Origin of the sequence: Neptuniibacter sp. QD34_54 (genome assembly GCF_047778055.1) — a bacterium.
GTDB lineage: Bacteria > Pseudomonadota > Gammaproteobacteria > Pseudomonadales > Balneatricaceae > Neptuniibacter.
The window spans coordinates 1,909,350-1,923,192 of sequence record NZ_CP180546.1 but is presented as its reverse complement, the minus strand read 5'-3'; the positions used below and the strand labels follow the sequence as shown (position 1 = coordinate 1,923,192).

Below are 13,843 nucleotides of genomic sequence, written 5' to 3'. Positions count from 1 at the left end.
CCATATAGATACCCATGATGGATCGGCTGCCGTAAATATTAAAGTGGACGATATCCGCTTTAATCCAGCTTCTGTAAACAACGTATCCTTAGACCCAGTAACACCAGGCGATACCTTCGAATTCGATCTAGATATCACTTACCCTAGAACCTTAGTTGAAATCAGAAACCGCATAGCTGGAAATAATAATGATAGCGATATCATACTCTTAGGCGGCATTGATAATGTTATCGGTGATACTGTAATTGAGAACCAACGCGGGGATGTCAGGGTTGATGAACGTGATTTGGTAGTTCAACAAGGCGTACTTCCAACGGCTATTTTCGATGAAGGCTTAATCAGAACCAATACGCTTGATGTCGATGCTAGTGGCAATATAGGTAATCAGAATGCCAGTGATGGCCGCACGCCATTAATGGTGGAATTGGTCAGAATTATCCATGCCACCAGTAACGATGTTACACCAGCACTTGAAGAGATCCACCTCGAAGCAGATGCCGGTAGTGATACTGTTCTAGATATTACGCTTCATGATCGTTCTCAAGATCCAGCAGAAACAGACAATCTCGATATAACCATCCACCGGATTACCGCAGGCGATGATGTCGATGTGATTATCAATGACTCCAGAGCCGGTGATGATTGGGCACCTATCGATGGTGTAAATGTCAGCACCTACGATCCTCCAGGTCTGTTCGATCCTGACGGCCGTAGTGGTATTTACTGGGATCACTTTAGTCCAGATGTTGAGGGAGAATCCCTATACAACTGGGTCCGTCAGACCTATGGCACAGGTCACACTGAAGTAGACTCAGTCTATACCTTCACGGAAGTACGCGCTGGTGATGATATAGATATTGGCCATGTTGATAGTAATGACGGTTACACAGGCGCAGAAAACAGAACATATCGAACCACTTCGATCACTGGTGCCCCATACGGTTCCAATGTCACTGTTGATGTCACACCAGATACAACAATTGATTTCATCATTAACACAGATGTTGATTGGAGCGGCGGCACACCACCAGACGGTACGCCACAGATATTCTTAACCACTAATGGTGAGATCATTGCTGATGAGTTGATCGGTGATATGTTGGTTGGCCACATCCATTCGACCGAAGATGATGTCACGCTAAATTCCGGTGCAAGAATCATCGATGCCGATACCGATTCAGGTGCGACTACAACAGTCGATGTTTCTGGTGTAAACATTACCCTTAATTCTGGTGTTATTACTGGTGAAACACCAACACCGAGCCAAGGTGGCATAGGTACTGAAAGTGACTTCTTAGAGATCAATGTTGATCGAAACGACGGTTTCGGGGTGCTTAATGCCTTCGATATAAATGCGCCGTTCAATGGCGGCATCTATATCGATGAACTAACGGGTCCACTAGAGTTAGATACAGTTCACAGTGACGAAAATGTATCACTCAGAACAACTGATGGCTCAATCAGAGATGCAAGAAACGGCGGAGCAGGTGATGAGGCAGCCAATATCCTAGGTCAAACAATAGATCTTGATGCTAACGGCGATTATTCCGATATCGGTAGTAGCTCGAATGATGTGGAAATCAATTCCCGAATTGGCTCAGCTGCAAACGTCGACGATGTCGGTCTAGAAGCAACCGATAATATCTACCTTACTGAAACAGACGGCGATTTGAGTCTTGTTCTAGCCCATACCTATACAGGTGATATTCGTCTAACGGTGAGAGAATCTGCCGATTTAGATGAGCATCTGATCCTACTAGAATCTGGCAGCGCGCGTTTTGCAGAAAGTGTAAGCCGTTTACCGGGTTTAGATCCCGATGCTCCACGTAGCGTTCTAAATGGTCAGATCTTCGCAGAAGGTGGTTCAGTACTTCTATTAGTCGGTGACAATGTCGATCTACATCAGAATAGCGAGATTCTAGCTAAAGAAACTATCGACATCTTCGGTGATCATAACAATGCTGATGCCACTTATGGTACCAATATGACACTAAGGGGCCGAATCATTGCTGGAGCTGATGTCACTTCCGGCGATCCGGTTGGCACAGCAATTCCAACTTATACCGCGCCCGTTTATCTGACCAATATCTGGGGTAACGATGATTCCGATTACATTCAATTTGGTGACCCCTCAGGCGTTAGCGGTAATACTGAGCAGGGCGATGATGGCTATATCTTCCTCGGTTCTAAAACACGCGTTCACGGTAGTGCTGATCTAGATTCGCTAATCGCAGATGGCGAAGACCGGATGGTGGTCTACTTCTTACAAGACACATCAACCACAACTGGACCAAATACCGTATCTGATGCAGAGCACACATTAACGCTCGACGGTCAGGCAGGCACCGATTATTACGAAGTTCACTCTCTGGGTAGTAACGGTGAAGATGAACGTAATTACGTCATCAATGTACTGGATACAGGCGCTGAGAATGATGGCGTAGACGAACTCAGTATCTTTGGCTTTGATAGCCCTAATAGCGGTTCTGACATAAATGGCGTTGCTTACGCGACTGACGATATTTTCTTAATGCGTGCAGCAGCCTTCCTTCCAAACGAAACTACGGATCGTCCTGGATATATTGCTATCTTGCACGGAAATCTTGCCGAATACGGCGATGTTATTCAAAACAACGAAGATAGTGATGAAGTTCAACGTATCAACTATGACACCGGTTTAAATGGTCGTTTACTGGTTGAAGGTCGAGGCGGTAATGATGCCTTCTTCGTTGATGATACTACTGTGATTACCTCCATTGATGGTGGTTCTGGCGATGATCAATTCCAGATCGGTCAGATCTTCGGTTCGCAACGTGATACTGCAGACGGTAACTTACTCGAACAGGATGTGTTCCCAGATCTAGTAGCGACCACAAGAGGTTGGTTGTCTGCTGGTGCTACAGCACCACTGGTAGCACAAGGTGGTAGCGGCAACGATGAGTTCCGCGTCTACTCTAACCAAGCAGAACTTCGTTTAGAGGGCGATGATGATAATGACCTATTTATCGTTCGCGCCTTTGCATTAGCTGCTACAGTCGACTTTGACTTCGATAATAGCGGTGTCATCGATAAAGCGGACCTTGAAGCCGGTGCTAAGATTCTTCAAGATCTTCAAGATGGCGTGATCACCTTTGCTCAATTGGACAATGGCGTCGCACTTGAAGCGGCATTACCAACCGATGGCGGTGGCAATCCAGTCTTCGACGTTAACGGTGATGGCGGTATTAACTTCCTTGATCTTCTACTTACTGAAGATCCAACTGATGATGTTATTGTTCTCGATGAAGAGGGCGTTGCTACACCTCAGATCGGATTAGGCTTCTCGGTGGCTCAAGCACCAGATATCAGAGCAGGAGGTGGTCAGGATGAGGTTCGATACAACATTAACGCGCCAGTTTCGGTAGAAGGTGGTGCAGGCTTCGATAAACTGGTCATCCTCGGCACTGAATTCCCAGATGACATAGCCATCACCAAAGATGGTATCTACGGTGCTGGCTTAAATGTTCGTTACTCCACCATTGAGGTAGTTGAAGTTGATGGTCTTGAAGGCGATGACGAGTTCTTCGTTCAATCCACAGCATTTGGTGTCGCTTACCGGGTAATCGGTGGTTTAGGCTCTGACACCATCAATGTTGGCGGCGATGTTGTCGAAGATATTGTTACCCGCGAGCTTGAAGGCGTTTCAGGTGCAGTTGATCATCTAGTATCTTCCGACGACCCTCTCTACAACGGTCTTGTGGTTGATGGCTTCGACTACAACGTATCTACCGCACTTGAAGGTCTAGTCGTCATTAATGAAGAGGCAGCAGGTGATACAAGCTCCGGTCAAAGCATCGTTAGGGAAGAGCTGCTAGAAGCGGATCAATTCAGCGACTTCTACACCGTAAGACTCTCAGAAGAGCTAGCAGCCGGTGAGGTCGTTTATGTAACCGTATCAGCAGCGCGCTCCACTCAAGAAGAGAGAACAATCGATCCTTCAACTGGACAGCCTTACGATCTGAACCCAGATCCATTAGTAGATGCCCTTGGCGATAGCATCTGGCTATCTACTACCGATCCAGGCGCACTAGTCACTGACGCTGATTTCCAACGCTCTGTGATGATCAATGGTGTACTTACTCAGGTTGATAACAGAGCGGTCGTACTAACCTTCGATCACACCAACTGGAACCTTGAACAGTCCGTTTATATGTTTGCACCAGATGACCAACGCTCTGAAGGTGATCGCGTTGTTGTCATCCAGCACTCTGTGATCTCTAACGTTGATATCTACGATGCGGCCGATGTCCGCAATGTCGAAGTGACTGTGCTTGATAACGATACTCCGGGAGTACTGATTACAGAGATCGATGAAAACGGCTTGGTAGACGGTCAAACAATCGTGGTTGAAGGCGATGCAACGACTCAACTTAACGATCAAATTCGACTACAACTAGCGATGCAACCAGCACCTGGCAGTGAAGTGGTGGTTGATATTGTATTGAATGACTTCGCCGATAAAGCGATCAAATTCACCAATCCTGATGCTGATAGCCGCCTCGAGCTATTTACCGACCCTGTCTATGACGCAGTCAATGACCGCGTCGTTATCGGTCAGGCTACCTTTACCTTCGTTGATGGCGTGGTAGACCCTGATTGGAATGATGCTATTAACATTGGTATTGAGGCGCGCGACGATTACGTCAGAGAAGATCTCCAGCTTGCTGTCGTAGAGTTTGAACGTAACGATGACACAACAGATGCTGATTACATCTTCCCGAACTTACGTTCCGGTTTACAACTTCTTGATGTTGAGGTTTACGATAACGAAACCTCAGGCGCTGTAGTGATCGAAAGCGGCGGTTCAACTCAATTAATCCGCGATATTCCAGCAGGTAGCGGTGAAACCGATACTTATGAACTCCGCCTAACCCGTGCACCTACAGGCGAAGTCCAAGTTGCTGTACTCACTGATGGTTTAGCCGATGTAATCGAGATCGATGGGGTAGCGATTACACCGGAAGATTACGCAGCCATTGGTGGATTGCAGGCTAATCAGATCTTTAATGGTCATATCATCTTTGGTAATGATGGTACCAATCTCACACTGACAAGAGGCACAGGCTCAGACTTTGGTAACTTTGCTGATGAAGGCTTCTACGGTGCCAGCTTCGATGCTGAGGAGCTGTTTAACGATATTGTTACCTTTAGCGATGATGGAACAAACCTAACCTTATCAAGAGCTGCAGGCGACTTTGCTGCCGATGGTTTTGCCGCAGGACAAACCATTGCTATTGATGCCACAGGTGCAGGGGGCTTCTCAAACAACAACGGTAATTATGAAATTCTCTCTGTTAGTGCAACAACCATTACTCTTACAGCGATGGGCGCATGGACAGAAGATGGTACTTCCGTCGACGCCACTGCTATTAGTCACTTAATCCCTGTAGCCGGCCAGTCCATCAGAATTGGTGGCAGCGCTAACGATGGCGATTATGAAGTACTCTCAGTCTCTGAAGATGGTCAAACGCTTACATTAACTACAACAGGAACCTGGGGTACTCCAGGTGAATCAGCCGACCCAATTGTGCTTTCTGATCTCGCTGAAGCCTTTATCTACTCTGGAGAGGTTAGTTTTGGCGAAGAGACCAATCCTGACTTCTTCCCAGGCCAGTTCTTAGATAGAGGCCTGGAAGGCGAGCAAGCAGGCTGGTTATCTGAAGGCTTCCTCGAAGGCATGTGGGTTCGTATCAGTGATACCAATGGTGTCGAGGTCGACGTAGAAGCCAAAGTTCAGCTGATTCGTGGTGACAACGACGGTCAGGATAGCAAACTGCAACTGATCCACGTGACCATTGATGGTGTTGAATCTGACCTAGACGCAACTTGGCTAGGCGATGGCGTAGCTGATGATGTGACCGTTGTAAGAATCGCACCGCTAGCAACATTCACTGATGCAGATTACTACAATATGCAAACTGTCGAGTTGCAAGCGGATGATGATTACACCGTGCCACCAACACGCGAAGGCGTGAAAATATTCCCAGTTTCAAACCATCTTCTATCTAAACTCAGAGGCCCATTGGCGGTTGAAGGTGGACCAACAGGCGCTGATCGCTCGTTGACCAATGGTATCAAACTACCGGGTGAAACAGACGACTTCTTGATCGCCATTGGCGCTCAGCCTCCAGAAAGTCAGCAGATCGATGTCTTGAATATATTTAATGACTCAAGCCAAGCTGATGGTAGTGGCATATTAACTGAAACAACCCTTCAAGGCTTCGGTATGGCTGAGGATCTCGATTTCGGTCCAGTCAGCGGCCCAACCTTCGGTGAAGGTTCGGGTGGTGGCAATATCGTCGTTCCAGGAGGTATTAGCTTCGGTAAAATCAATCTAGGATCTGAAGGCTTCGGTACTAACGATTCCGAAAGTAGCATCGAAGTATTCAATCTAATGCTCGGCGAAGGTAATGACCGTTTAGAAGTTACCGGTACGCTTAACCCAACAGCCTTTGTTTCTGCTGAAAACGCCTTTACCTCAGAACCTGATCTAATCAACGGCGGCGGCACGATTACCCTTGCGGGTTATGACTGGAAAGCACAAGGTTTCTTACCTGGGCAAGAAGTCACTATTGATGGTTATGTCGGTAGCTGGACCGTAGTTGAAGTGCTAGATGCCATTATTCAGGTTACTGATGGCAATGGTGGTACCGTTGACGTTCAGGATCCAAACGACAACTCAATCCTTGTTCTTGCAGGCGCTACACCAGTACCGCTATTCGATGGCATAAGTGACATTCGTCTGACTGCGGTTGATGCTTTGGTGATCGAATCGCTCGTGCTTGATGTTGCAGGCAATAATGAAGGTGGCGTTCTTACACGTCAGGACGGCCAAAACTGGGAAGATAATGGTTTCTTAGAAGGTCACTTGATCTCCCTGGGAGGCTTTGATTCAGCAGTTCAATACCGAGTATTGGATATAGATGGTTCAAACATGACACTTCTCGGTGAAGAGCTTGCAACAGAGCAAGGCCGTGAAGAACTAATTTGGGTGCAAGGCCCGCACGGTAGCCTCACAACCCTTCATGGTGGCGGTAACCTATTCATCGAAACTATAGGTGACTACGACGCAACAACCGTTGATGGCGATAATATCTTAACTCGCCTCGATGGCCGTAGCTGGCAAGATGATGGTTATGCAATCGGCCAGCTAATTCAAGTAGGTAGTGAAGGTGAAACCCGCGAAGTCTTAAGTTTTGCTGACGCAGATGAAAGCCTCAACCCAGGCGAGCAATTCGCAACCTGGGGTGCAGACTCTGCAATGATACTTTCAGGCGCATCATTTGCTGGCGGTACCATTAGTGATATCAATCTCCATCTATCGATCGCTGAAACAACCGTAACTGAAGTCGAACAGGTCGAACTAATCGTTGATCGCCTAGTACGCTCCGATGGAGGCAGCTGGATTGATGATGGATTTGAAGCAGGTCAGGTTATTTACTTAGAGGGCATAGCAGGGGGCTTCACCGTAGCAAGTGTCACTGCTGATCAAATGTACCTCCAAGGCGCAGCGATTCACGAATGTGCGCTTGAATCCACTACAGTGACTATTACTCGAACAGATATCACTACTGATGTTGGTTCAGAGATCGGTGGCGATCACTTTATTGTCTCTGGCGGTGCAGGCCCTGATAGTCCTCTGGTCATCTACGGTGATACTAGCCAAGACGGTGTTTGGTATTCCGGTCACTCGTTCGATCGACTAGGCCAAGAGTTTGGTGATAAACCATTTGATATGTTCCCACACTTACCAGATGGTCAGAACGAGGATAATGAATGGGTATTCCCACTTGCGAATCCTTACAACTTTGCTGGTCACGACATCATCGATGCTTCGCAGCTATTTGCAGGTGTTTCTGATCAGAATATGCCAACCGTTGGCTTTACTGCTTACGGTGGTGCAGGTAACGACCTGATTATCGGTAGCCAAGCAGGTGATCATCTAGCGGGCGGTTCTGGTAACGATACTATCTTGGGCCAGCGTGGTGTTGATCATATCTACGGCGACAGTGGTATTAACGTCAACATCTTTACCAGAGCCCTAGATATAACAGCTACTGATACCAATCCTGCACCTTCTATCAATCCTAACCTTGGCTCAAGTGATCAAACCTTTGCCCCTGTAAGAATACCTTATCCTGTCAGTGACAATTTGATCGCTGGTCAGGACACATTGCAAGGCGATGGACGTGTAGATGGTATAGATGACGGCATAATTGATAGCCAGAACATCATATTTGGTGACCATGGTGAGGTTGTACAGTTTGTCCATGATCCAAATGAGCCAGATCTAGATGCGCTGGTACCAATCCCAGTGGGTGTTTTACCTCTATTACAGAAAATCCAGACCACTGAACTCAACACAGTGCTAGAAATCAACGCGCTATCACCGCAAAACGGCGCAGATGACATTATCTACGGTACATCCATTGCTGATGTACTAATTGGTGGTTCTGGTCATGACATGATTGATGGTCGCGAGGGTGATGATCTGATCTTTGGCGACATGGTTAGTCTCACCCGTATGGCTGGTGATGATGGCGTAGTCGTCGATGGTGATCTACTGGACGATATTCTTAATGCACGCTTCCAGACTCTTGCGGGCACTTTGATTTACGCTCGCACTGACCGTGATCTTCCTGACGGTGTAGATCCTCTCTATGCCTACGGCGATGGTCTGGGTCAAACACCATTGAGCGGTGAATCATCTGGTCGGTTATTAACTGACGGTTTACTTCGTGACTACCGTGATCCAAATGGTCCGCAATGGTGGGCTGAATATGAAATTGATTACGCTGAATATCATAACTTTGCGATCGATTCTGGTCTGGCTGGAGTTGGTAGCTTTGGTAATGATTACATCGCAGGTGGTGCAGGTCATGACACCATCTTCGGTCAACTTGGCCACGATATAATCCAAGGTGATGGTTCTATCGATAGCGCTGTCGCTGCAGAGGCTCATATAGGCGCTGCAAGAGAAAGAATGGGAGCGGAAGACCCAGTAGGCCCACTCACCGTTATCGCTAGCACAGAGCTTGCTAGTGATGGTGAAGATTATATCGAAGGTGGTGGCGGTAAAGACGTTATCTTCGGTGGCTTAGGTCAGGACGACCTTGTTGGTGGTTCTTCAACTCACTTTAGCCTAATTACTCCAGACCATCGCCCAGATAAAGGCGACATGATCTTCGGCGGAGCCGGTACTCAAATCGATAGAAACAACGGCTTTAATATCGATGAAAACGGTGACTTTACTGAACTAACGGATGGCACCCCTAATGAAGGTCGCCATAGCCGTGATTCAGATACCATCATAGGCGATAACGGCGATATCATCAGACTCGTAGGTGTCGACGGAATCGATGTAAATACCTTAGGTAACCACGATTACCTTGAATACAATTACGATCAGAATATTACCGATGAAGTTGACCGTGGCGATGAACGTATTATCGTTCGCGGTGTACGCCTACTAGATTACACGCCGGGTGGTCCTGACTTCAAACCTGAACTATTCGAGTTAGATAACCCAGGCGATCCTGCTTACCGAGAAATGTTTGGTGACTCAGTTCATACCAGTATCTTCGCCAAAGTGGATATTGGTGGTAATGATGAGATCCACGGTGGCACTGGTGATGACTTTATCTACCTCGGCGGTGGTAATGATATCGCCTTCGGTGATGCTGATGATGACGATATCATCGGTGGCTGGGGATTCGATTGGATCTCCGGTGGCACAGGTATCGATGGTATTTTAGGTGATGATGGTCGCATCTTTACCAGCCGTAATACTGCTACAGACGGTCGAGAAGAAAGCCTTTACGGTGTAGAACTGCTGCTAGACCGTGATCCAGATACGCGTACTAGTCAGGGTGACGTACTGAATGAATTCATCTACACACCAGGACAGGTACAGACAGAAACTATCAACATTGAGTTCGAACTGAAAAAATCAGTCGATCTAACCCCATTCGATCTAGCGCCGGGTATTGATGATCCATTCTTCAATCCAATCTTTGCAGACGACATCATCTTCGGGGGTCTAGGTAAAGACTTTATCCATGGTGGAGCAGGTGATGATGCGATGAGTGGTGCTGAAGCGCTACCTGAGTCGTACGCGCCTGTGATCGATGAAAATCTTGAAATCGAGTATCTAATCCGCACTGACTTCAGTCGCCCTTACAATCCTAATGACATCTTGCTGTTCGGTGATGACACAGACCCATGGAATGCGCCTAAGCCTGTACAAAGCAGATTGGGTGAATTCTATCTCTACGATGAATACGATCCACGTCGTATTATCCTATTCGATGGAAATGATGTTTGGAAAGGAGATGTATTAACAGGAGACCTAAAACATTACTTCTTAAATGCAATGGATAACGAAGGTGCTACTGAAGCGGGTTACATTGAGTTCGCTCCAAATGGCACCCCAATCGGTGATCTGGTAGATCGTGAAAGCGACGGTGATGATGTTCTATTCGGTGATCTAGGTAATGACTGGATTGTAGGCGGTACAGGTCGTGACCATATCTACGGTGGTTGGGGCAATGACCTTATGAACGCCGATGATGTAACAGGCGGTTCAGGTACAGGTTATGATCAAACCAACGGTCTGAATGATGCACCTGATACCCATATCGTTTATGAAGATCGAGTCTTTGGTGGTGCAGGCCTCGATATTCTCATCGGTAATACCGGTGGTGATCGCTTAATCGACTGGGTAGGCGAATATAACTCCTACATTGTGCCTTTCGCGCCATTTGGTATCGCTACGGTAAGTCGTCAAGTTCCACCTCACTTGTATGACTTCCTTTGGGCGCAAGCAGCAAGTGATGGAGCGGATATCACCCGTACAGCCGATGTCGGTACACAAAATTCCACCAGCAGATATAGTAACGTCGCGCACTTACAGGCTGAACCTTACGGAGAAATGGGCTTAATAACTCAGAAAGACCACGGTCTATGGCAGGATCAGACCGGCGGTCCAACTGATCCGCAACCAGGCAACATTCCAGGCGGCCGTCGTGATGTACTCCGCAGTGCCGACTTTAATGACGGTTTAAATAGCCAGTCACAAGGCTTCTACACAGATAGCGGCAGTTTCGAAGTGCAATCAGGTAGTTTGAGTGTTTCTGCCGAATCACTCGGTGGTGATGCAGTCAGTGTCTTCTATATCGATGATGCACTGCCAAGTTACTTTGAAATAGCAGCAACTGTAAGTACCGAGAAGCCAACAGGGGGTTGGAAAGCAAATGCTTATCTAATCTTCGATTATCAAGGGCCAGAAGACTTTAAATTTGCCGGCATCAATGTCTCCAACGACAAATTTGAAATGGGTCGCCGTACTGCAGATGGCTGGATAGTTGATGTCCAATCTCCGGTACAAGTAAAACCTGATCGTAACTACAACTTACTCCTCGCAATCAACGGCACAACCGCAACCTTGGTTGTTAATGGCAGCGAGTACTTTACTCATACCTTTGATCCTAGAGTCGATCCTGATGGCTTCGTTTATGGCTTGAATAGCGGGTTAGTCGGTGTAGGTTCTGATAATGCCCGCGGCACCTTTGATAATGTGGCTGTTCAGGTACTACCACCAGAAATCACATTTGAAGTCACCGAAGCGTTTAACGCCGGTACCAATAACTTAACATTCGAACCAGTCGACCCAGCCAAATGGACCGTCATTAACGGAACCTATACAGGAACTGCAGATACTAATGAGCACGTCATTAGCTTAGTTGATCTCGGACTCAGTAACGGTTTTGATGTTTCTTCTGTTCTAGAACTAGCAGCAACACTAAATACCGAAACTAATGGTGGCATCATCTTCGATTACTATGGCGAGAATGATTTCAAATTTGTCGCTCTGGATGTAGATAGCAATGCTCTGTTTGTAGGTCACCACACAGAAGCGAGTGGTTGGGTCGTCGATGATAGCTATGAAGTTTCTGGCGATCTTCAAGCTGGCGATGATTATGATATCGATCTCTCATTCAAAGGCCTGACAGTCACCGCAACGCTAAGCGAAGCTGGATCTGAATACGACATTGCACGAGTCGACTTTGCATTTAATGCCCAAGTATTGGACGGTCGCTTTGGTCTTTACAGTAAAAATGGCGAAACTACATTCGATGATGTGGTTGTACGCACCGATGACCCTGAGCTTGAACAGCCAGTTCAACCGGAACTGACTATCAGTGACTTCGAACTCATAGAAGGAAACAGTGGTGCAACTGCTGCGATCCTAACGGTCAGCCTTTCTGAATCGCTCACCGAAACTGTTACTGTCGATTACAGTACCGTAGATGGAACCGCGACCTTAGGCGATGGAGACTATCAAGCGACCTCAGGAACGCTAATCTTCTTAGCCGGTGAAACCAGTGCTGATATTACGGTTCAGGTTTATGGTGATACTAACGAAGAGAGTGATGAATATTTCACTGTAGAGCTATCCGACGCTGCTGGCATTGTAATTGGTGATAGTTCAGGGGTGATTACCATTACAAACGATGATCAACCGGCAACTAGCACACCTGAGCTATCAGTCAGTGATCTGTCAGTAAACGAAGGCAACAAAAAACATAAAAATATCAGTCTAACTGTTAACCTCTCATCTGCACCGACTGAATCAGTCAGCGTAAACTGGAGCACTGCGGACGGTACCGCAACACTTGCTGATAATGACTATCAAGCCGCATCAGGCACACTAACATTCGCTGCTGGGCAGACCAGCGCAACTATTAACTTGAGAGTCTACAGTGACCGTTCAAGAGAGAGTGATGAAACCTTCACTGTTAACTTTAGTAATCCAAACGGAATAGAACTCACTGATAATCAGGCTGTGATTACCATATTGGATGATGACAATAGAATGGAAGCTAAACATAGCGCTCCAAACTCTATTGAAAACCCAACATCGGTCACAGGCGATCAGTTAGCGCCAATCGTTGATGAAGCGATTAGCCGCTGGATAGACACCGGTGAGCTCAGTGAAGAACAGCTTGAAACATTGCAAACCATCGATGTTCGTATTGAAGATCTAGAAGGTAACACGCTCGGTGAGGCTCAAGGGGCTGATACCATTGTGATTGATATTAATGCAGCTGGCTTTGGTTGGTTTATCGATAGCACCCCAGAAGAGGACAGTGAATTTATCGTTAAAACATCTGAAAGCTCACTACGTGCTATCGGAAACGATGAAGCAGCTCAATCAATGGATCTACTCAGTGTTGTTTCTCATGAAATAGGCCATCTACTTGGCTTCGATCATGATACAACTGAACATTCAGAATTGATGGCCGAGCATTTGAGTACCGGCATTCGTCTACTTCCTGATAGTCACGATGAGTCCGAAGACTTCCATACAACCATTCTGGCAGCAGATGAGTTACATGGAACTGAGGTTGCACACCTTGCCTTGAGTGGCCATCAATTGCTCAACATGATGGTTCCTGAGGATGTTCCTGGTATCGAGCAGATCAAATCAGAAGGCAATGTAGCAGCTAGGGATATAGCTTTCACTAAAGGTAATACTCCAAGTGCAGGTGATCTAATTGGGCAATCATTCACTCAGACTAGCCATGACGATGATGAGCTAGAGCTTCCATATATTGATTTCAGTGATTCTGATAATGAAGGCTCAGATAATGTTTCTGAAACGGATAATGCAGATACAAGTTTTGTATCCGAATGGTTATTCGATGATAGAGAATTGCCGGAAGATGTGGGGCATAGTCAGGGTAAACCTATGATTGGTTGGGGCAACTCACCTGTAGTGCCAAAACCTAGCAAGAAACAATAG

General features: G+C 46.8%; 1 protein-coding gene (running past one end of the window). It reads left to right on the top strand.

What is annotated here, in order from left to right; genetic code table 11:
• Window positions 1–13,843, top strand: partial view of a Calx-beta domain-containing protein gene (locus ACMXYP_RS08770; protein WP_415884632.1) — the 3' portion only. 20,603 nt of this gene lie to the left of the window's left edge; 13,843 of the gene's 34,446 nt are visible here — the last part of the coding sequence; its start codon lies beyond the left edge, outside the window; its stop codon occupies window positions 13,841–13,843.